This window comes from Flavobacterium sp. LMO8 (assembly GCF_009495755.1).
Classification (GTDB): domain Bacteria; phylum Bacteroidota; class Bacteroidia; order Flavobacteriales; family Flavobacteriaceae; genus Flavobacterium.
In genome coordinates this window covers 121,017-141,267 of the sequence record NZ_WIBJ01000006.1, presented here as the reverse complement: position 1 = coordinate 141,267, position 20,251 = coordinate 121,017, and the positions used below count along the sequence as shown (strand labels likewise).

The 20,251-nt window shown below is 32.1% G+C and carries 21 protein-coding genes; 6 read left to right on the top strand and 15 right to left on the bottom strand.

Annotation, left to right across the window (positions count from 1 at the left end; translation table 11 throughout):
- Positions 1–214: 214 nt before the first annotated feature.
- Together GFJ94_RS01045 and pyrE are read right to left on the bottom strand one after the other, a co-directional pair.
- Complete coding sequence (locus tag GFJ94_RS01045; protein ID WP_153199540.1) at positions 215–607, bottom strand: SRPBCC family protein; 393 nt, start codon at positions 605–607, stop codon at positions 215–217.
- A 69-nt stretch (positions 608–676) separates the two neighbouring features.
- Positions 677–1,324, bottom strand: a complete 648-nt coding sequence (gene pyrE, locus GFJ94_RS01040) for an orotate phosphoribosyltransferase (RefSeq protein ID WP_133606230.1) — start codon at positions 1,322–1,324, stop codon at positions 677–679.
- Between the two features lie 7 nt (positions 1,325–1,331).
- Between pyrE and GFJ94_RS01035 the strand changes: the two genes are divergently transcribed.
- Complete coding sequence (locus GFJ94_RS01035; protein WP_153199538.1) at positions 1,332–1,931, top strand: NUDIX hydrolase; 600 nt, start codon at positions 1,332–1,334, stop codon at positions 1,929–1,931.
- 41 nt (positions 1,932–1,972) lie between these two features.
- Here GFJ94_RS01035 and GFJ94_RS01030 read toward each other — a convergent pair whose 3' ends face one another.
- Together GFJ94_RS01030 and GFJ94_RS01025 are read right to left on the bottom strand one after the other, a co-directional pair.
- On the bottom strand, positions 1,973–2,638 hold the full coding sequence (locus tag GFJ94_RS01030; protein ID WP_153199536.1) for a hypothetical protein: 666 nt from the start codon (positions 2,636–2,638) through the stop codon (positions 1,973–1,975).
- A 10-nt stretch (positions 2,639–2,648) separates the two neighbouring features.
- Positions 2,649–4,373, bottom strand: a complete 1,725-nt coding sequence (locus GFJ94_RS01025; RefSeq protein WP_153199594.1) for a M14 family zinc carboxypeptidase — start codon at positions 4,371–4,373, stop codon at positions 2,649–2,651.
- Positions 4,374–4,468: 95 nt separating this feature from the next.
- Between GFJ94_RS01025 and GFJ94_RS01020 the strand changes: the two genes are divergently transcribed.
- Positions 4,469–5,866, top strand: coding sequence for a DEAD/DEAH box helicase (locus GFJ94_RS01020; RefSeq protein WP_153199534.1), 1,398 nt, complete (start codon positions 4,469–4,471; stop codon positions 5,864–5,866).
- A gap of 271 nt (positions 5,867–6,137) precedes the next feature.
- Complete coding sequence (locus tag GFJ94_RS01015; protein WP_153199532.1) at positions 6,138–6,776, top strand: class I SAM-dependent methyltransferase; 639 nt, start codon at positions 6,138–6,140, stop codon at positions 6,774–6,776.
- A gap of 175 nt (positions 6,777–6,951) precedes the next feature.
- On the opposite strand, the gene GFJ94_RS01010 is transcribed toward GFJ94_RS01015, so the two are convergent.
- The 6 genes from GFJ94_RS01010 to GFJ94_RS00985 form a co-directional block, all read right to left on the bottom strand.
- Positions 6,952–7,377 (bottom strand): hypothetical protein, encoded by a 426-nt coding sequence (locus GFJ94_RS01010; protein ID WP_153199530.1) that lies wholly within the window; start codon positions 7,375–7,377, stop codon positions 6,952–6,954.
- 170 nt (positions 7,378–7,547) lie between these two features.
- Complete coding sequence (locus GFJ94_RS01005; RefSeq protein WP_153199528.1) at positions 7,548–9,083, bottom strand: SulP family inorganic anion transporter; 1,536 nt, start codon at positions 9,081–9,083, stop codon at positions 7,548–7,550.
- 64 nt (positions 9,084–9,147) lie between these two features.
- Positions 9,148–9,603, bottom strand: coding sequence for a pantetheine-phosphate adenylyltransferase (gene coaD, locus GFJ94_RS01000; RefSeq protein WP_153199526.1), 456 nt, complete (start codon positions 9,601–9,603; stop codon positions 9,148–9,150).
- A gap of 2 nt (positions 9,604–9,605) precedes the next feature.
- Positions 9,606–9,947 carry a DUF5615 family PIN-like protein gene (locus GFJ94_RS00995; RefSeq protein WP_162523762.1) on the bottom strand — a complete coding sequence of 114 codons (342 nt, stop codon included), beginning with the start codon at positions 9,945–9,947 and terminating at the stop codon, positions 9,606–9,608.
- Positions 9,944–10,168, bottom strand: a complete 225-nt coding sequence (locus tag GFJ94_RS00990; protein ID WP_153199524.1) for a DUF433 domain-containing protein — start codon at positions 10,166–10,168, stop codon at positions 9,944–9,946. Before GFJ94_RS00990 ends, GFJ94_RS00995 begins: the two co-directional genes overlap by 4 nt.
- Before the next feature lie 4 nt (positions 10,169–10,172).
- The gene (locus tag GFJ94_RS00985) at positions 10,173–11,147 is read right to left on the bottom strand and encodes a D-alanine--D-alanine ligase (RefSeq protein WP_153199522.1); all 975 of its coding nucleotides are present in this window, start codon (positions 11,145–11,147) and stop codon (positions 10,173–10,175) included.
- A 167-nt stretch (positions 11,148–11,314) separates the two neighbouring features.
- On the opposite strand from GFJ94_RS00985, the gene GFJ94_RS00980 reads away from it, so the two are divergent.
- The 3 genes from GFJ94_RS00980 (at position 11,315) to yaaA (ending at position 13,890) form a co-directional block, all read left to right on the top strand.
- The gene (locus GFJ94_RS00980; protein ID WP_153199520.1) at positions 11,315–11,968 is read left to right on the top strand and encodes a PASTA domain-containing protein; all 654 of its coding nucleotides are present in this window, start codon (positions 11,315–11,317) and stop codon (positions 11,966–11,968) included.
- Complete coding sequence (locus GFJ94_RS00975) at positions 11,955–12,992, top strand: RluA family pseudouridine synthase (RefSeq protein ID WP_153199518.1); 1,038 nt, start codon at positions 11,955–11,957, stop codon at positions 12,990–12,992. Before GFJ94_RS00980 ends, GFJ94_RS00975 begins: the two co-directional genes overlap by 14 nt.
- 139 nt (positions 12,993–13,131) lie before the next feature.
- Entirely contained in the window at positions 13,132–13,890 is a 759-nt protein-coding gene (yaaA, locus tag GFJ94_RS00970; RefSeq protein ID WP_153199517.1) for a peroxide stress protein YaaA, read from the top strand.
- A 68-nt stretch (positions 13,891–13,958) separates the two neighbouring features.
- Here yaaA and GFJ94_RS00965 read toward each other — a convergent pair whose 3' ends face one another.
- From GFJ94_RS00965 to trpA, 5 genes are all read right to left on the bottom strand, one after another.
- A complete protein-coding gene (locus GFJ94_RS00965; RefSeq protein WP_153199515.1) occupies positions 13,959–16,178 on the bottom strand; it encodes a redoxin family protein in 2,220 nt (739 codons plus the stop codon).
- On the bottom strand, positions 16,179–17,084 hold the full coding sequence (locus GFJ94_RS00960) for an ABC transporter ATP-binding protein (protein WP_153199514.1): 906 nt from the start codon (positions 17,082–17,084) through the stop codon (positions 16,179–16,181).
- An 85-nt stretch (positions 17,085–17,169) separates the two neighbouring features.
- Positions 17,170–18,690, bottom strand: coding sequence for a flotillin family protein (locus GFJ94_RS00955; protein ID WP_153199512.1), 1,521 nt, complete (start codon positions 18,688–18,690; stop codon positions 17,170–17,172).
- 12 nt (positions 18,691–18,702) lie between these two features.
- Positions 18,703–19,260, bottom strand: coding sequence for an NfeD family protein (locus GFJ94_RS00950; protein ID WP_153199510.1), 558 nt, complete (start codon positions 19,258–19,260; stop codon positions 18,703–18,705).
- Positions 19,261–19,343: 83 nt separating this feature from the next.
- Positions 19,344–20,105: a tryptophan synthase subunit alpha gene (trpA, locus tag GFJ94_RS00945; RefSeq protein WP_153199508.1), complete on the bottom strand. Its 762-nt coding sequence runs from the start codon at positions 20,103–20,105 to the stop codon at positions 19,344–19,346.
- Between the last annotated feature and the right edge of the window lie 146 nt (positions 20,106–20,251).

Genomic DNA, 20,251 nt, shown 5'->3' with positions numbered 1-20,251 from the left:
TTTCACTTTTACAGTGTTTTTATTTTTAACTCTGTTACTTATAAACTAATAATAACCATTACCGTCACTTCGAGTGATTTTATATTTTAAAAAAAAACCTTAGTTTTTGAAATATAAAATCGTATCGAGAACTTAGAACATAAAAAAACACGAATTACCTAATTAACATTTCTGCTAATTCATATAATTCGTGTTCAATAAGTTATTCAGGAAACTACAATTTCCCCATATTCTGAGCCAATGTCTCAATAAATTTGGTGATAGGTCCTTTGATCATCATTGCCATCATTGGGTTGAAATCGCCTTCAAAATCTAATTGAACTTCGGTGTTATCAGCATCAATTGCGTTTAAGTTTCCAGTTAAGGTAAAAGGTAATTTGCTTGAAGCCGCTCCTAAAACCACTTGCGAATTTGGAGTTCCTCCTTTTTTAACCAATTTAATTTCTGGCATACCTTTTAAGCCGAATTCAAAGCAATTCTCGTCGATTACTTCAAATTTTGCGATATTTTCAGGCATTAATTTCTCGAAATTCTTTACGTCGTTCAAAGCGTTGAATAAATATTCAGCCGATTTTGCTACGTTTACTTTTGGACTTTCTAAGTTCATATGTTTTTGTTTGTTATTGTTTCAAGTTTCAGGTTTCAAGTTTTCCGTCTAACCGATATTTTTTTCAGACTAAACTTCTACATTCCATTCAGCAGGATTGGCGTTCCAAGCACTTAACGTTTCCAATTCGTTTTCTGAAACATATTGCTTATCCACTGCTTTTTGTAATAGATTTTCGTAATTACTTAGTGTGAAAACATCCAAATTAGCCGCTTCAAAACGTTCCTTTGAAACTGGAAAACCATATGTAAAAATTGCTGCCATTCCTTTGATGTTTGCGCCTTCGTTGCGTAATGCTTCCACAGCTAATAGGCTACTTCCACCTGTTGAAATTAAATCTTCTACGACTACCACATTTTGTCCTTTTTGCAAGAAACCTTCCACTTGGTTTTGTCTTCCGTGTTTTTTCGGCTCTGGTCTAACGTATACAAAAGGCAGTCCCATTGCTTCTGCAACAAGAATTCCAATGCCAATAGCACCCGTTGCAACGCCTGCAATAACATCGGGTTTACCAAATTTTTCTTCAATATGTTTGGCAAATTCATCACGAATATAGTTTCTAACCGCTGGAAATGAAAGGATTATACGGTTATCACAATAAATTGGAGACTTCCAGCCTGAAGCCCACGTAAAAGGATTTTTAGAATTTAATTTAATTGCGTTTATTTGTAAAAGCAATTCGGCTGTTTGTTGCGCTGTGTTGTTATTAAAAATCATATTGCAAATGTATAAAGTTTTTGTGAACGATAAGCCACTTTTTTTGACAAATGAAGTGCAAAAAGAAACTGATTTCAAACTTTTTTTATTGGAAAGTGTTGATATCAAGAAGTTGATTGTTAAAATTTTTCAGCATAAAATTCAGAAAGCGTTTCTGTATCATCCCGATGAAAAGTTAATCATGAAAACACTTCGTGCGAAATTACCTGTAGAAAAAGCGGGTGGTGGCTTGGTTTATAACAAAGATGGTGATGTGCTTTTTATTTTCAGAAACGGCAAATGGGATTTACCAAAAGGCGGCACCGAAAAAAACGAAACCATTGAAGAAACTGCTATGCGCGAAGTTGAGGAAGAAACAGGTGTTAACGGATTAGTAATTGCAGATAAACTCCAAAAAACCTATCATATTTTCAAACGCAACGGACGCTACAAACTAAAAATTACCCAATGGTTTGAAATGCGCACCAAATTTGAAGGCACACCACAAGGCCAAGCCGATGAAGGTATTGAACGTGTAGAATGGGTGAATCCAAAGGATATTAAGTTTTTATTAGAGAACTCGTACGAGAATATTAAGTTGTTGTTTGAAGCGGAGAAGGTGGTTTGATTTGAGAAAAGAATATAAGCTTTAGTAGTTAATATTCTTTTTTATTTCAAAACACCATATTTTTCATATTCTGTTCTAATAAGTTTATGTTTTGAATTGAATGTTTTAATTGTTTTTTTACCTTTTTTCCATTTGATTTTTTGGTATTCGTAAAGATTACCTTCTTTATCAAAATATTCTGTTTTGATAATATTTAATTTTCCAAATTCATAAGTTTCCTTTGATTCGATAATTTCTTTTTCATTCGAATAATAATTGATTTCTATTGGTTTTCCATTTTTGAAGACTCCTTCTAGACTTTTATTACCATTAGAGTAGTAATCGATAATATTTCCATCACATAAAATATCACAATTATAATAATTCCAATATTTTGAATGAAGTTCAGAACCACTTACAAAACGTATTTTAGGAATTAAAATAGTATCAATAAATTTTACGGAGTTATTAATTTTTATAGAAGTATTGATTGAAATTCTATAATCACCATCAATTAAACTTGAATTAATAAAATAGTTACCAATTGTATCAACGGAAGTTTTAAAATTTGAAGAAACATATTCTTTTTCATTGTCAAGATTAAATAATTCAAAATTTAATTTTTCAATCTTATTGTTACATTCATCAAAAAAATATAATTCAACATCAATTTGTGAATGAATTTGATTAGTGCAAATTATCAGAAGTAGTATTAAAATGTTTTTCATAGATTTATTTTTATTTAATCCTATAAACAGGATACTGCAAATGCGCTTTCTCATAATAAGGTGATTGTCTGTACACCCAATCCAATTGTGCTGCGCCGTTTTCTGCGAAAGCTTTGTTGTTTTGTTTCTTTTGCTCTAATTCGGCTTTGATTTTTGGGTTTTTATCTAAGAATTCTTTCGCTAAATCTTCAAAAACATAACTCGAAAAGTATTCTTTTTGTTGTAAAATAGGATCAAAGAAGTTCCAATTGAAATAACTGTCTACTGCTTCTGGTTCTAAAGTTTCAACTAGATATTTTACTCCAGGCTGATTCGTGTAAAATACATAATCGCCCATGAAAAATTTCACTTTTTGAGTCGATTTGGACACTTTCGTATTGTAATGTCCGTAATGTCCTTCGTAAGGCGATTTTGACGTTTGATAACTTTCAATTTTATACGATTCTACTTCAATAATCGTGTCATTTTGAATACGATGTGCATTGATATTGTTCAATTTCAAGATATCCAACACTTGCCATTGCGATTGCGGAATAAAATACGCTTTGGGAATACTCACGAATTTCGTAGGTTTATAATTCCCATAAAACGGAATTTTCTTGGTAAACGGTTTGCTTTTATCGTAAAACAATCGATCTTTTCCTGAAATATCACTTGGTTTGTAACCACCTTGATAGCCTTTAAAATCAATATAAGATACTTTCGTTGAATCAATTGCCCAATCTAATGGATATTGCATTCCTGCATGATATTCGTTCAATGCGTCTTTTCGCATTTGCTTGATTTTTTGCCAATTCGTATCAGCGAAATTAATCGTGCTGACCATAAATTCGTAAGTAACTTTCACTCGTTCTTTGTAGACTTTCAACATGTGTGTTTCGGGAACAAATCCTAAAGTATGAAACAAAGTCGAATAACCTGTTGCATATCTTGGTGTATCGGTAAATTGCTCAAAACCTTTGTCAGGTGTAGTACTATGTACATTTACATACGGAACCACATCGATTTTCTTTTTGTTCATGTCTTTCACCACCGAAGGATACAATTCGTTGATAAAATAATTGCCTAATTTGTTTCCCAAACGTTCGTGTTGGGTTGCAATGCAAGTAAACGTATATTGGTAATCCGCACCATTAGAAACGTGATTATCTAAGAAAATATCAGGATTTAACTCGGTAAACAACTTTTGAAAACTTCTCGAATTTTTAGTGTCCGATTTAATGAAATCGCGATTCAAATCATAATTTCGAGCATTTCCTCTAAAACCATATTCCTCTGGACCGTTTTGATTGGCTCTTGAATGCGAATTTCGATTCAACATCCCACCAACACTATACACCGGAATAGCCGCAATTAAAGTGTTTTTAGCCGTTTTGATTTTCCCCATGGCTAAATCGCGCATTAACATCATCGTTGCATCAATTCCGTCAGGTTCACCTGCGTGAATTCCGTTGTTGATTAATATTACGGCTTTGTTTTTAGTAAAATATTCGTCAAAATCAAATTTTCCTTCGCTTGAAAATAGTACCAAATGCAAGGGTTTTCCGCTATCTGTTATGCCTTTTTGAATCATTTGGATGTTGGCAAAACTTTCGTCTAATTTTTCATAAAAAGCAATACATTCTTCGTAAGTGGTAGATTGATTGCCATTACCACGTTCAAATGGTGTAGTGAAATTGTTTTGTGAAAACACGGAAATCGAGAAGAAAAGCAAACTTATATTTAAAAAACGCATAGCAGAATTGTATTTGATTTTCAAAAATAAAGAATCTTTTTGAGGTAGAATTTTATAATTCGTAATTTTTAATTAATTGGCTTTATCTTTGCCCCATGAGTCAAAATCCATATTCCAACAATGTACTATTGAATCTTGGTATTCAAAGTTTAAACAAAATGCAAGTAGCAGCCGAAAGCGCTATCTTAAAAGAAAACAATATTTTATTACTTTCTCCAACAGGTTCTGGAAAAACGTTGGCATTTTTATTGCCAATTTTCCAAATGATGGAAGAAGATGTAAAAGGCGTTCAATGTTTAATTTTAGTACCATCGCGTGAGTTGGGCTTGCAAATTGAACAAGTTTGGAAAAAAATGGGCACGCATTTCAAAGTAAATACGTGTTATGGAGGTCACTCGATAGAAACTGAATTCAAAAATTTAAGCAATCCGCCAGCGTTGTTAATTGGAACTCCAGGTAGAATTGCCGATCATATAGAACGCAATAGTTTTGCCACTGAAAACGTTAAGACGTATGTTTTAGACGAGTTTGACAAATCGTTGCAATTGGGTTTCCATGAAGAAATGTCGTATATCATTGGAAAAATCACGAGAGCCAACAAACGAATTTTAGTTTCTGCGACTTCAGGCGTGGAAATTCCGAAATATACCAAAGTAATTGATCCGAAAGTAATTGATTTTATTCCGAACCAAAAACAGAATGATAATTTAGATGTTCGCATCGTATTTTCGAAATCGAAAGATAAAATTGATTCGTTATTTCAGTTGATTTGTTCTTTAAATTCAGAAGCTGCAATTATTTTTTGTAATCATAGAGAAGCAGTAGAACGCATTCATGAAATGTTAACTCAAAAAGGCATTATTTCCACGTATTATCATGGTGGATTAGACCAAGACGAGCGTGAACGTGCTTTGATTCAGTTTAGAAACGGAAGTGTTTCCTATTTGATTACGACCGATTTAGGGGCGAGAGGTTTGGATATTCCAGAAATGAAACACGTTATTCATTACCATTTACCCGCAAAAGAAGACGAATTCACTCACAGAAACGGAAGAACTGCTCGTATGTTGGCAACCGGAACCGCTTATGTGCTAATTCACGAAACCGAAAAGAAATCCGATTATTTTGATTATGGCAAACGTAGATTAGATGTTTCAGCAGCTAAATCATTGCCAAAAGCGCCTTTGTTTCAAACGCTTTACATCAGCGGAGGAAAGAAAAATAAGTTGAATAAAATTGACATTGTAGGTTTCTTTTCGCAAAAAGGAAAGTTGGAAAAAGACGATATTGGATTAATTGAAGTAAAAGATTTTATTTCGTTTGTAGCGGTGAAATATCCAAAAGTAAAATCGTTATTGCAAAACATTAAAGAGGAGAAAATGAAAGGGAAGAAATATAAAATTGAAGTTGCGCGTAAAGTAATTAAGAAAGAAGAAGAAGAGGAAGAAAACCATCCAAAATTTACGTCACGTAAAGAGAATAATAGAAAATAGTGCTTTATTTTAATTAAAAAAGAGATGAATGGAACTTTAAAAAAGGGCGTAATACTATTTTCTATTGGTTTGTTTATTCTTATAAATCCTTGGTTCTATATTATTAGTTTACTATTTATAGTACCGGGATTGTATCATATTTGGTTTTCAAAAGACAATTTGAAATATAAAATAAAGGGAACATTAATTCCTTTACTTGTTTGGATTCCACTATTGGTAATCTTTTATCAAATTTTTATGAAAAATAAAATGTGATTATAAATTTATAAATATGACTTCTCCAAACTGCCCACTTTGTAATTCCTCTGCAACAGTTTTCTGCGAAAAACCCAAGCATTTGTTTTATAAATGTACCGTTTGTGAAGGCATTTTTAGACCGGCATTTACCTATTTAACTTCAGAAGCAGAGAAAGCACATTACGAATTGCACAATAACGATGTCAACGATGTGCGTTACCAACACTTTGTTTCGCCAATTGTGAACGCTGTTTTACACGATTTCACTCCAAATGATACAGGTTTGGACTTTGGTTCTGGAACCGGACCAGTGGTTTCTAAAATGCTTCGCGACCAAGGTTTTCAAATGGAAAACTACGATTTGTATTTTGAAAATAACCCCGAATTGTTAACCCAAAAGTACAACTACATTTCGTGTTGCGAAGTAATGGAGCATTTTAAACAGCCGTTACAAGAATTTCAATTATTACATAAAATGTTGTTGCCTAACGGTAAATTGTATTGCAAAACCGAACTTTTTAAAAACCAAAAACCTTTTGAAAATTGGTACTACAAAGATGATTTTACCCATGTTTTTATTTACCAACCCAAAACATTGGAATGGATACAAAAAAACCTTCCGTTTAAGAAGGTTTTGGTATATGATAAATTGATTGTGTTTGAAGGGGTTTAACCTGTTGCTGCTTGTGGCAGTTACGTAAATTTCTAATAAAAGATTACAAGTACAAAACTCCTCGTGGAATTTTAGGAGAAAATTCTGAACACAAACCAAGCCTAGCAAATGATACAAAAGGTGGTTAGCTGCTGTGCCATCGTTTAAATACCTTTCTTTCAGAATGATTTTCTTTCTAGATTTTTATAATGTATTTATCCTCAGGAACTTCCTGATAAGCCTTCTCAAAATTTAAAGAGCTTATTCTAATTCTATACCATGATGGCTCAACATCAATCTCTAATTCTACATTTGAATTTGGGCAGTCTTGGATTTGTAATTTTCCAGATTTTATTTCTAAACTTCCTTCAACAACATGGTCAAAATTGGAAAAATCATCTTCCATAATTCTAGATTCTAAAACTTCAATCTCAATATTTGCTAATGCTTCATCATTTTGAATTGAAACGCCTAATATTCCTTTGTCAATCGCAAGTCTATCGTTAAAAGCTTCATCGTTCCAAAAATTTGGATTAGAAGTGTCGTGCTCTAATTCAGCATCTTTGTCTGCAATATAAAATTGCCCATATTGTGTAAATATTGAAAGTTCGTTATTCATCATGAGGTTTTTAGGCATTGCCACTAACTAGTAAATATAAGTACAAAGTACAAATATTTTTATAATTTTCAATCGTAAATATGTGAAAAAAAATGTGCTATTTTTTGCAAATGGCATAAAAAAAGCTAAAAATTATGGTAACTTTTAGCTTTCTTATTTACATATATTTGTTATTATTTCCCTGGAACCACTTTGTACGTTGGGTCTTCCATAATGTTCACATCAATAATCGCTTCGGCATTGTTTAAAAGCGTAACACAATCGGCACTCAAGTGTCGTAAATGTACTTTTTTACCAATAGCCGCATAACGTTCGGTAATTTTATTTACCGCATCAATGGCACTCATGTCGGCAATTCTGCTTTCTGCAAAGTCAATAATTACTTCTTCTGGGTCGTTTTGTATGTCAAATTTTTCGGCAAAAGCCGTTGTTGAACCAAAGAAAAGTGGTCCAAAAATCTCGTAATGTTTTACACCGTTATCATCAACATATTTTCGGGCACGAATGCGTTTGGCGTTTTCCCAAGCAAAAACCAAAGCTGAGATAATCACACCAATTAAAACCGCTAACGCTAAGTTGTGTAATAAAATGGTAATTAACGTAACCACGACCATTACAAAAATATCTGATTTTGGCATTTTGGTAAACGCTTTAAAACTCGCCCATTCAAAAGTACCAATCGCCACCATTATCATAACACCCGTTAAAGCTGCCATAGGAACCAATTCGATAATTGGCGCTCCGTATAAAATAATAATTAGAATGGTTATCGCAGCTACAATTCCAGACAATCGCGCTCTAGAACCCGATGATAAATTGACTAAGGTTTGAGCAATCATAGGACAACCGCCCATACCAAAGAAAAAGCCATTTGCAATATTAGCGGTTCCTTGTGCTAAACATTCGCGGTTACTGTTGCCTTTAGTGGCAGTAATTTCATCAACTAAATTCAGCGTTAATAAACCTTCGGTTAAACCAACAGCCGCCATAATTAAACCATAAGGTAAAATGATTTTTAGCGTTTCTAATGTAAACGGAATTTGAGGAATATGAAAAGGAGGGAAGTCGCCACTAATTTTGGCAATATCCACCACTTGTTTGGTATCAATATTAAAGAGCAATACAACGGCAAAAACCACAATAATTGCCACTAACGAAGCAGGAATAGCTTTGGTTACCTTTGGTAAAATAAGAATAATAGCAATTGTTAACGCCACTAAAGCCGTCATGGTAATTAAAGGATTGCCCGATAACCATTCGGTTTGACCTGCAATTACGGTTTTAAATTGCTCGAATTGTGACATGAAAATAATGACTGCCAATCCGTTGACAAAACCAAACATAACGGGTTGGGGAACCAATCGAATAAATTTTCCTAATTTAAGTAAGCCTACTATAATTTGAATGATTCCGGCAATTGACACAGCACCAAAGACATAGTCTAGTCCGTGCGATTTCATTAAAGCAATTAATACAATAACCGTTGCGCCAGCACCACCTGAAATTAAACCCGGACGACCACCAAAAATTGCGGTAATAATACCCATGATAAAAGCACCATACAAACCTACTAAAGGCGGAAAACCGGCTAAAATTGCAAACGACAACGATTCAGGAATCATAGTCATAGCAACGGTTAATCCGGCTAAAATTTCGGTTTTATAATCAACTTTTTGTTTAAAATCGAAGAGATTGAGTACTTTTTGCATGCTAATTTTGGCTTTGAAAAATTAAAGTGCAAAGGTAAGGTTTTCTATTTTAAGAAAAGAAGGACTATTTTTCCAATACAGAACTTGGAACTAATTTTGAGGCATCGCCACCATTTCGAATAACATCTCTCACAATACTTGAGGATATAAACGAAGTTCGAGCAGCGGTTAATAAAAAGACAGTTTCTATTTTTGACATGGTTCTGTTGGCATGAGCAATGGCTTTTTCAAACTCAAAATCGGCCGGATTGCGAAGACCTCTTAAAATAAATTCGGCTTTTTCTTTTTTACACAAATCAATAGTTAAACCAGTATACGTTACCACTCTTACTTTAGGTTCATCTTTAAAAGTTTCTTCAATAAAGCGCATACGTTCTTCTAACGAAAACATATATTTTTTTTCAGCATTTACGCCAATAGCCACAATAATTTCATCAAATAATGAAACACCACGTTTAATAATATCGGCATGACCATTCGTAATAGGGTCAAATGAACCTGGAAATATTGCTTTTTTCATAGTTAGTTTATTTCAAGACAACTTATTTCAGAATATAATGGATTTGAAATAAAATCTATAATAATTTCTTTTTTTAGTTGTAGAATTTCAATAATATTTATTGTTGTTGTATTACCAGTTCTTAACCAAATGATTTTTGGAGGATGACCTTTTAAATTTGATATTTCAAAAAAATCACTATCAAAAGTGACAATTGTATAGTTGCTTTCTTTTGCAAACTTCCAAATTTTATCATCAGAAAACCCTTCTAATCCTAATTCTCTAACTTGTTTAGAATTTGGAAATTCATTTTGAATTTTTTGAACTATTCGAAATGATATATTTTGATCAAATAGTAAACTCACGATGCCACTCTTATTTTATGCTCTTTTTCAGCTGCATAAGCCAAACAAGACTTAATTTTATCTTCTGTTAATTCCGGAAAATCAGTAATAATTTCATTGATGGTCATTCCGTTAGCCAACCAATTTAAAACATCATAAACTGAAATTCGAGTTCCTATTATGATTGGTTTCCCAAAACGAACTTCCGGTTTGATTTCGATATGTTCTTGATAATTTATCATGTTTTTACTTTTTTAAAGCCAATTCAATAGCGTTTTCAAACAATTCAGGTAACGAGATTCCGGCTTCGCGAGCTTGTTGCGGTAAAATACTTTCGGTAGTTAAACCCGGAATTGTATTCATCTCTAACATAAAAGGCTCATTATTCACAATTATAAATTCACTTCTCGAAAAACCTTTCATTTTCAGCACTTCGTAAGCTCTTTTTGAAACCGTTTCAATTTTTACTTTCAATTCATCTGAAATTCTGGCTGGCGTAATCTCTTTTGATTTGCCTAAATATTTTGCTTCGTAATCAAAAAAGTCGTTTTCAGATACAATTTCTGTTATTGGTAAAACGGTAACGGTTCCTTTGTAATTGATTACTCCTACAGAAACTTCTGTTCCGTCCAAGAAACTTTCAATGATGATTTCATCGTCTTCTTTATAAGCGTTTTCAATAGCTGGAAGGAATTCTGCTGCTGTTTTTACTTTCGAAATTCCGAAACTTGAACCCGATTTATTTGGTTTTACGAAACAAGGTAAACCCACTTTCGCTAGAATAGTTTCTACGTTAATTTCATCGCCCAAATTCAAATAATACGATTCAGCAGTTTTGATTCCGTATGGTTTTAAAACCGATAACATATCACGTTTGTTGAAAGTTAACGCTGCTTGGTAATAATCACAAGAAGTTTGAGGAATATGTAGCAATTCAAAATACGCTTGCATTAAGCCATCTTCGCCCGGCGTACCATGAATGGCATTAAAAACGACATCAAAATTAACTTTAGTTCCATTAATAACAACAGAAAAATCGTTTTTATCAATTGGGAATTCGGTATCATTTTCGTCTACATATACCCATTTTTCTTTAAAAATATGAATACGATACGGATTGAATTTAGTACGATTAATGTTGTTAAACACTACATTTCCGCTAGTTAACGAAATTTTGTACTCGCTAGAGTAACCACCCATGATAATGGCAACGTTTTTCATCTTATGTTATAATTGACTTACACAAAATTACATTATTTATTGATATTTTGATGCTATTTTAAAGGATACAATTGAAATTTTTATTAATAATCTACGTTTTTAAAACATATAAATTAGCAAGTGATACTAAAATCAAATTTTATATCTTTGTCAAAATATCATTTTGTATGAGTTTAGTTAAGTATTTAACCAGTAGAACCTTTTTTACACAAGTAGCAATTGCTATTTCAATTGTAGTTGTTTTTACTTTTTTAGTTGTTCAGCTTTTAGATTTTAGAACCAATCATGGTCAGGAAATTAAAGTACCAGATTTATCTAAAATGAAACTGGAAATTGCAGATGAAAAATTAAAAGAACTTAATTTAGAAGTATTTTTATTGGATACGGTAGAATTTAATTCCGATTTTCCTCCTTTTTCTATTTTGGAACAAGATCCAAAAGCAGGAAGTTCTGTAAAAGATGGGAGAAAAGTTTATGTAAAATTAAATGCGGGTGAATTTACAGATATTACGATTCCAGAATTTAAAGACAAAACATTCCGACAAATTTCGGCAACGGTTAAGGCATTGACTTTAAAGGAAGGAAAACTAACCTATAAACCACATATTGCAAAAGATGTAGTATTACAAATTTACCAAAATGGAAGACGTTTAAGAGCTGGAGATAAGGTGAAGAAAAACTCAGTACTTGATTTTGTTTTAGGAGACGGAAAAGAAATTTTTAACGAAGATACATTTAGTTCAGAAGAACCATCAGATACTTTGCCTCCATCAGAAGAAGTAAAACCAATTGAATTTAAAGAAGATAATGGCGGAATATAAGGTTGAAAATGAACTCGAAGATGAGTTATACGAACATCATCGTTTTGAAGCAAGCAAAGGGCAATCTGCCTTGCGAGTGGATAAATTTTTGATGAACATGATTGAAAATACGACTCGAAATAAAATACAACAAGCAGCGGAAAATGGTTCTATTTTAGTGAATGATGTTGCGGTAAAATCCAATTACAAAGTAAAAGCAGGTGATGTTGTACGTTTAGTATTGTCACATCCTACTTATGAGCAATTATTAACACCAGAAAATATTCCGTTAGATATTGTATTTGAAGATGATCAATTGTTGGTTATTAACAAACCAGCAGGAATGGTGGTGCATCCAGGTCATGGGAATTATTCAGGAACTTTGGTTAATGCATTGGCCTATCATTTTGAGAATTTACCAATGAACAGTTCAGAACGACCAGGATTGGTTCATCGAATTGATAAAGACACTACAGGATTATTAGTAGTTGCAAAGACAGAATTAGCAATGGCTTATTTGTCGAAACAATTTGCTGAAAAAACGTCGGAAAGAGAATATGTTGCTTTAGTTTGGGGAAATATCGAAGAAGACGAAGGAACTGTTGAAGGAAATATTGGTCGACATGATACCAATCGCATGCGAATGGCGGTTCATGAAAGTGATGAAAAAGGAAAACCTGCTGTAACACATTATAAAGTATTGGAGCGATTTGGTTATGTAACCTTAGTTTCTTGTCAGTTAGAAACCGGAAGAACGCATCAAATTCGTGTACATATGAAGCATATAGGTCACACACTTTTTAACGATGAACGTTATGGTGGTGATTCCATTTTGAAAGGCACTACGTTTACCAAATACAAACAGTTTGTAGATAATTGTTTTAAAGTATTACCAAGACAAGCACTTCATGCAAAAACATTAGGATTTGAACATCCCATTACAAAAGAGTTTTTACGTTTTGACACTCCAATTCCGCAAGATTTACAGGAATGTATTGATAAATGGAGAGTATATTCAAAAGCTCAAACGTTTATTGAAGAATAGAAGTAAAAATATAAAATTAAAGCCTCCAAGAATTGATCTTTTTTGGAGGTTTTTTTATAGTGCTATAACAATTTCTTATAAAACATCTCAACCAACATTTGTATATTTTCGTATTTTTGAAAAACAGAAATAAGAAAATATGAAAATTGTTATATCACCAGCTAAGTCTTTAAACTACGAAAGTCCGTTACCAATTTCTAACTATACAGAACCTGCATTTTTATCAAAATCGGAAACCATTCAAAAAACGTTAAAAAAGAAAAAGCCTAAGCAATTAATGGAGCTTATGGATATTTCTGAAAAGTTAGCCGAATTAAATTGGCAACGTAATCAAGATTGGAGTATTCCTTTTTCTTCAGAAAATGCACGCCCAGCAGTTTATGCTTTTGATGGTGATGTTTATACCGGATTAGACGTATATTCGTTACCAACAGAAAAAGTAGCTGTTTTACAAGAAAAATTACGCATTCTTTCGGGTTTATACGGACTTTTAAAACCTTTAGATTTGATGCAACCGTATCGCTTAGAAATGGGAACTTCTATCGCTATCGGAACCAAGAAAAACCTTTACGAATTCTGGAAGAAAACCATTACCGATACATTAAACAAAGAACTTTCTAAAGATGAATTATTTCTAAATTTAGCGAGTAATGAGTATTTTAGTGCGGTTGACACCAAAGCATTAAAAGTTCCAGTAATTACTCCTGAATTCAAAGATTACAAAGACGGTAAACTAAAAATGATTAGTTTCTTCGCTAAAAAAGCAAGAGGTTTAATGGTGCGCTATATTATCGATACCAATGCTGAAACTATAGAAGATTTAAAAGGTTTTAACTACGAGGGTTATGCTTTTGATGCCAATTTAAGTAAAGAAAATACTCTGGTTTTTACGAGGTAGTTTTGTTTTAAAATAACATAATATTAAAAATCCCAAATTCAATATATTTAATGAATTTGGGATTTTATTTACTCAAGTTCTTTTAATCCTAATGCTTTTCTAATTATAATTTCAAAGGCAGAATCACTTGGTCTAGGCATATTGGAATTATAAATTTTTCCTTCAGGATCAATTAATATAAATCGCGGAATACTATTTACATTGAAGTCTTTAGAAAATAATACAGGATTTTCTAATCGTAAATGGGTTACCGATTTTGATTTGTTTTTAGCATCTAAATACCATTTTTTAGTATCTTGATCACTACTTAAGCCTAAAAACACAATATTTTCTTTTTTATATTTTATTGCTATTTTTTCAAAATACGGAGACTCGTATTTGCAAGGTCCGCACCACGTTGCCCAAATATCAATTGCAACAAATTTTCCTTTAAATTTAGAAATTGTAACAAGATTTCCGTTTAAATCTTTCGCTTGAATTGGCCTTGCTTCATTTCCTCTACCCAAACGCTCATATATTTTGAATTGATTGATTAAATTTTCTTTTAATTTTTTATCGGTTATAAAATTAGAATAGTTATTTATAAGTTCTTTTCGCTCAGAGCTACTTGAAGCTTCTTCTAGGTTCGTTTTAAGATAAGAATATAACAATCTGTTTTTAAAATTACTGGTTTTGAGTTTCGAAATATTTTCAATTTCTTTCAATTTGACATCAATATCTCTAGAATCATTTTTACAAAGTTCGTATTTTAAATACTCTAAATAGGATTCGTTACTTATTAAAGATTCATCATTTAATTTTACTTTGTTTTTTATTGCTACTATGTTGGAAGGTAACTCCGTTTTGTCTTTTGGAAACATTGCTTTTCGTTTGTCTAAATAAGTATTTAAGTAATTCAGATATTCCAAGCAAACTAACTTCGTTTCTCGTTCAATAAAATCTTTTTTAGGAATAAAGTTGTCTCTCGTTTTGATTGAATTAGCGTTATTATATTTTTTATTCCATTCTTTAAACAAGATTTCAAAAAACTCTTTCGGTTTATCAATTAATTCGTTTTGTTCTAAATTATAGGCAACATAACTCCAATCTCTATTATTAGATTTGTATTGATTTTCAGCTAAACGTGTACCTGTAAACTTAGTTGTTACTTCATTATTAAAATATTTAATAGAAACATAAATACTATCTTTTGAAGCCATAATCACACCAACAGGAAAACTATTGTCAATTATAATTTTATAACCATCTAGTGCTATAGGTTTATCCGTTTTTAATTTAAATTCATTGTTGATAATTTTAAAACTTGCAATAGTATCCGATATAGTAGGATGAATTAAGTAACCATTTTTAAATTTTGACAAACTTTCAATTTTCCCGCATAAAATGGTTGTTTCTAAATGTTCATATTGTTTTGGTTTAAGTATTAAATATCCAATAGCCACAAACAATAGGGTAAAAGATAAAGAAGTTATAATTTTTGAATAAGGTTTTATAAAAGCACGAATGAAGTTCTTGTTTTTGTACCAATAAAATCCCGCAGTTAAAATAAATACACTTAAAAAAAGACTTATTACTTCGGTATATAATAAATAATTTCCAATGTCACTTCCTTCTTTATAATCAGAAATTTTATTTAAAATTCCATAAGGATACCAATCTGGAATTAAATTGAAACTCGTCAAAAAAGAGGTTGCTAATAATGAGAAAAACCCAATAAGTAAAGACCAAATGAAACTTGAAATTAAAACCGATAGAAAATATTGCAAAGCAGTTACAAATAAACTAGCAGCGAAAGCTCTTACAAATAAATTCGATAAATTGTAAAATTCAATTGAAAAATTAGCTGTTTCTGGAATTTCTATTGTGTTTTTCAAAATAAAAGAACACAAAAGACTTGTTACAAACAAGCTCGAAATGCTTAAAAGATTGCTTAGAAGAAGTACAATATATTTAGAAAAGTAAATAGAAAATTTTTGAATGGGTTGGGTTTCCATTAACTGCCAACCGCCATTTTTATGATCTAGTTGAGCCATTTTACTCGCATGAATAATAATAATCATGGGAAATAAAAAGAAAGTAAAAGGTGTTATTACATCATAAATAAATGTTGTGTAATAATTGTATGGCATTCCAGCTTCAGCTTTATTTTCTGAAAAGAGTTGAAACAAAAAGTACAAAATAGGTGAGAGTGCGCCAATAATTATAGAAGTGTAATAAATTCCTGTTCCTTTTTTCTTTAAATGTTCTGCTTTGAGCGCAATTAATAAATTTGAAATATATTGTTTCATTTAGTTTTCAGTTAAATTCATAAACCATTCTTCTAAACCTTCCAAAATTTTAATTTCGTAAATACGAGCACCTTCTTGGATAATTTGCTTAGCGAAATCTGGAATTTCTGAGGTATGGCTCAAGTTCATTGTAATTTTGTTTTGCTCTTCTAATACTACATTTGCATATTTAGAACTTAATTTTTCTTTCCAACTTTCAGCTTCATCTAATGTGATTTGTATTTTACAAGTTTCAAATTTTCTAGATAAATCTTCCATTGTACCTTCATATTTTAAAATACCTTTTGAGATAATTCCAATATGCGTACACATTTTTTCAATTTCACTCAATAAATGACTCGAAACAAATATGGTAACACCTCTTTCTTTATTAATTTTAACTAGTAATTTTCTGATTTCAACAATTCCATTTGGGTCTAAACCATTCACTGGTTCGTCTAAAAATAACAATTCAGGTTTACTTAAAAGTGCCATTGCAATAGCTAAGCGTTGTTTCATTCCTAGCGAATATTGTTTCGCCTTTTGTTTTTTATGTGCAGTTAAATCCACTAATTCTAAAACTTCATCAATTCTAGACAAAGGAACTTGTCGCAAAAGTGCAATGTATTTTACGTTGTCATAACCCGAAAGATGTAAGTATAGTGCTGGACTTTCCACAAGAGCTCCAACTTTTTCAAAAACATCAGGGGTTTGACTTTTAATGGATTTTTCAAATAAGAAAATGGAGTTACTATCATCAGGAGTGATACCAGTTAATAATCGCATTGTGGTCGATTTTCCAGCGCCATTTGGTCCTAAAAAACCATAGATGCTTCCTTTTGGAACATTGATGGATAAGTTATTTAGAATTTTTTTATTCTTCGAATACTGAAAATCTAAATTAGTAGTTTTTATAATGAATTCCATTAATCCTGTAATTTTAAAAGTAAATGTAAGAAAAAATCCCAAATTCATTACAAATTTGGGATTTAATACTGTAAGTTATAAAAATTTATTTCACTTCTTCAGTTGGCGTAATTTCAGTTGAACTTGAAGCTTCTTTAGGCATATCTTCACCTTTTAGATACGTTGGTAAGTTCAAACCAGCCATATTGAATAAGTCATTTAAAGGCGGAACTGTTTTCATCATTCCGGAAACGAAATTCGCAGTTGAGCCGTTTCCATCCGTATTATTTCCAGAATCCCAAACCGTGATTTTGTCAATTTTGATGTTTTTAACGGCTTCCACTTGAGTTTTAACTAATTCAGGTAATTTTTCAATTAATAATAACTGGAATGCTTTTGTTGGATCACCACCAGCGGCACTTACTACTTCACGGTAACCTTCTGCTTGTTTCGTTAAAATTTCATACAAACCTTTTGCTTCAGCTTCCATTTTAGCGAAAATTGCATCGGCTTCTCCTTTTGCTAATTCTCTTGTTTTTTCTGCTTCTGCTTGTGCATCAATAACGGCTTTTTGTTTCGCAATTTCTGCCGGAATTACAATATTTGCATTTTGAGTAGAACGTTCTCTTTCAGCACGTGCCGCTTCCGCTTTTTGTTCGGCTAAGTATGATTCTTCTAATGCTTTTGCTTGTTGTACTTTTTCAGATGCTAACGCAATACGTAAAGCTTCTGCTTCTTTTTCACGTCGAGCTGCTTCCGATTGTGCAATAGCAATTTTTGCCTCATTTTCTCCTTGAATCGCAATCGCATTCGCTTCTGATGTAGCAACACGCGTATCTCTTTGTGCCTCTGCTTTTCCGATACTTTCATCTTTAAAGGCAGCCGCAATACTTACTTCTCTATCTTTGTTGGTAATCGCAATTTTAACGTCACGATCTCTGTGTGTTTCCGCAATTTGAACGTCTTTTTCACGATCGGCCATTGCTTTTCCAGTTTCTCCAATTTTCTCTTGTTCAGCAACCGAAATTTTAGCTTCGTTAATCGCTTTTGCAGCCGCTTCTTTTCCTAAAGCTTCAATATATCCCGATTCATCTTTGATATCGGTTACGTTAACGTTGATTAATTTTAAACCAATTTTCTTTAATTCCGAGTCTACGTTTTTAGAAATGTTATCTAAGAATTTATCTCTATCCGAGTTGATTTCTTCAATCGTCATCGTTGCAATAACCAAACGCAATTGCCCAAATAAAATATCTTTCGCCAATTCCTGAATTTGCTCTGGATGTAAACCTAACAAACGCTCAGCAGCTGTATTCATACTATCAGTTTCAGTAGAAATTGCTATAGTAAATCGACACGGAACATCGACACGAATATTTTGACGAGAAAGAGCATTAGTTAAATTCGCTTCAATAGAAATAGGTTTTAAATCTAAATACTGAAAATCTTGAATTACAGGCCAAATAAAAGCACCACCACCGTGAACACACTTAGCTGATGTGCCACCAGTTTTTCCATAAATAACTAAAATTTTGTCGGATGGACATCTTTTGTAACGCGAGATTAAAGTTACGATAGTAACAAATACTACGAAAGCTAGTACAATAATAATAGGTAAAATGTTCATATAAATAAAGGATTAGATTTTTTCTACGATAACTAAATTGTGCTCTACAGCGACTACTTTTACAGTACTTCCAGAAGTAAGTTTTTCGGATGAATTGGTAATTGCGTCTAATTCATGAAAAGAACCATTTACACTGATTTGAATTTTTCCTTTTCCTGATTTTGCTTCAGGAATGGTTAAATATACTTCAGCCGTTTTATTGATAGTATTTTCAATTTTGAAACTATTATCTTCCGAAAGTTTTAATATTTGCTTGATGATAAAAAAGAAAACACCCACAAAAAGTATTCCCACTAAAACAGAAATTCCAATCAGAATCGTTTTGTTCTCGAATGATTGATACAACGAGATTCCTGTCCAACTAAATCCCAACAAAAAGTTGATTAAGTTGCGAAGGGTAAATAATTCAAAAGGCATATCACCATCGCCACCATCAGTATCAGCATCGGTTTCAGAACCGCTTAATCCAATGAAGGTAGAAATGGTTTGTAATAGAAAAAAGATACTTACTGGTAAAGCAATGTACCAAAAAGCCTTGAGTAATGGCTCGTAATGTTCAAGAAAGTTCATAGTTGTAAGTTAGTTTTGTAATTATACGATTACTTTTACAAAAAGTTACAATTTACAAAAAAATACTATGAACTTTCCTAATTTTATTTGATTTTATTGATAAACTTTGAAATGTCTGAAATAGGATTTTCCTTTAAAAAGTTGATAAAAGCACTTCCAATAATAGCTCCTTTTTGATATTTCGTAGCTTGTTGAAATGTTTCTTCATCTTTAATACCAAAACCAACAATTTGAGGATTCTTCAAACTTAAATCAGCAATTCTTTTAAAATAATCCATTTGTTCTGAACCGAAACCTGATTGACTTCCCGTAACTGCAGCTGAACTCACCATATAAATAAAACTATCGGAAATCGAATCGATTTGTTGGATACGTTCAACCGAGGTTTGTGGCGAAATCAAAAAGATATTTTTCAAATGATATTTTTCGAAAATAGCTTTGTACTCGGTTTCGTAAACGAATAAAGGTAAATCAGGAATAATTAAACCATCAATTCCAACTTCCGCACATTTTTGACAAAATTTCTCCATTCCAAATTGCATCATCGGATTGAAGTATCCCATAATAATTAATGGAATTTGAACCGATTTTCTAATGTCTTTCAATTGCTCAAATAGGAGCGAAGTCGTCATTCCGTCTTCAATTGCTTGAGTTGAGCTTTCTTGTATAGTTGGTCCATCGGCTAACGGATCGGAAAAAGGCAACCCAATTTCAATCATATCCACTCCGTTTTTTTCCAATTCTTGAATGATGGAAACAGTGTCATTTAGTTGCGGAAATCCTGCTGTAAAATAAATGGAAAGCAGTTTTTTATCTTCTTGTAATTTTTGGTTAATTCTGTTCATATTATTTGGTTTTAACGCAAATCCCGAAACTTCGGGAGCAAAGTTTTTCGCAAAGTGCGCAATGATTTTATTAAACATATAAGTCATGTAAGGTGATGTACTAATTTTTTTTACAAAGTTTCTAAAAGCTCATATAAGTTTTTAGG

What these genes read in the sequence shown, in the direction of transcription:
- GFJ94_RS01045 (WP_153199540.1), bottom strand. Translation starts at nt 607, where the DNA reads ATGAACTTAGAAAGTCCAAAAGTAAACGTAGCAAAATCGGCTGAATAT.
- pyrE (WP_133606230.1), bottom strand. Translation starts at nt 1,324, where the DNA reads ATGATTTTTAATAACAACACAGCGCAACAAACAGCCGAATTGCTTTTA.
- GFJ94_RS01035 (WP_153199538.1), top strand. Translation starts at nt 1,332, where the DNA reads ATGTATAAAGTTTTTGTGAACGATAAGCCACTTTTTTTGACAAATGAA.
- GFJ94_RS01030 (WP_153199536.1), bottom strand. Translation starts at nt 2,638, where the DNA reads ATGAAAAACATTTTAATACTACTTCTGATAATTTGCACTAATCAAATT.
- GFJ94_RS01025 (WP_153199594.1), bottom strand. Translation starts at nt 4,373, where the DNA reads ATGCGTTTTTTAAATATAAGTTTGCTTTTCTTCTCGATTTCCGTGTTT.
- GFJ94_RS01020 (WP_153199534.1), top strand. Translation starts at nt 4,469, where the DNA reads ATGAGTCAAAATCCATATTCCAACAATGTACTATTGAATCTTGGTATT.
- GFJ94_RS01015 (WP_153199532.1), top strand. Translation starts at nt 6,138, where the DNA reads ATGACTTCTCCAAACTGCCCACTTTGTAATTCCTCTGCAACAGTTTTC.
- GFJ94_RS01010 (WP_153199530.1), bottom strand. Translation starts at nt 7,377, where the DNA reads ATGATGAATAACGAACTTTCAATATTTACACAATATGGGCAATTTTAT.
- GFJ94_RS01005 (WP_153199528.1), bottom strand. Translation starts at nt 9,083, where the DNA reads ATGCAAAAAGTACTCAATCTCTTCGATTTTAAACAAAAAGTTGATTAT.
- coaD (WP_153199526.1), bottom strand. Translation starts at nt 9,603, where the DNA reads ATGAAAAAAGCAATATTTCCAGGTTCATTTGACCCTATTACGAATGGT.
- GFJ94_RS00990 (WP_153199524.1), bottom strand. Translation starts at nt 10,168, where the DNA reads ATGATAAATTATCAAGAACATATCGAAATCAAACCGGAAGTTCGTTTT.
- GFJ94_RS00985 (WP_153199522.1), bottom strand. Translation starts at nt 11,147, where the DNA reads ATGAAAAACGTTGCCATTATCATGGGTGGTTACTCTAGCGAGTACAAA.
- GFJ94_RS00980 (WP_153199520.1), top strand. Translation starts at nt 11,315, where the DNA reads ATGAGTTTAGTTAAGTATTTAACCAGTAGAACCTTTTTTACACAAGTA.
- GFJ94_RS00975 (WP_153199518.1), top strand. Translation starts at nt 11,955, where the DNA reads ATGGCGGAATATAAGGTTGAAAATGAACTCGAAGATGAGTTATACGAA.
- yaaA (WP_153199517.1), top strand. Translation starts at nt 13,132, where the DNA reads ATGAAAATTGTTATATCACCAGCTAAGTCTTTAAACTACGAAAGTCCG.
- GFJ94_RS00965 (WP_153199515.1), bottom strand. Translation starts at nt 16,178, where the DNA reads ATGAAACAATATATTTCAAATTTATTAATTGCGCTCAAAGCAGAACAT.
- GFJ94_RS00960 (WP_153199514.1), bottom strand. Translation starts at nt 17,084, where the DNA reads ATGGAATTCATTATAAAAACTACTAATTTAGATTTTCAGTATTCGAAG.
- GFJ94_RS00955 (WP_153199512.1), bottom strand. Translation starts at nt 18,690, where the DNA reads ATGAACATTTTACCTATTATTATTGTACTAGCTTTCGTAGTATTTGTT.
- GFJ94_RS00950 (WP_153199510.1), bottom strand. Translation starts at nt 19,260, where the DNA reads ATGAACTTTCTTGAACATTACGAGCCATTACTCAAGGCTTTTTGGTAC.
- trpA (WP_153199508.1), bottom strand. Translation starts at nt 20,105, where the DNA reads ATGAACAGAATTAACCAAAAATTACAAGAAGATAAAAAACTGCTTTCC.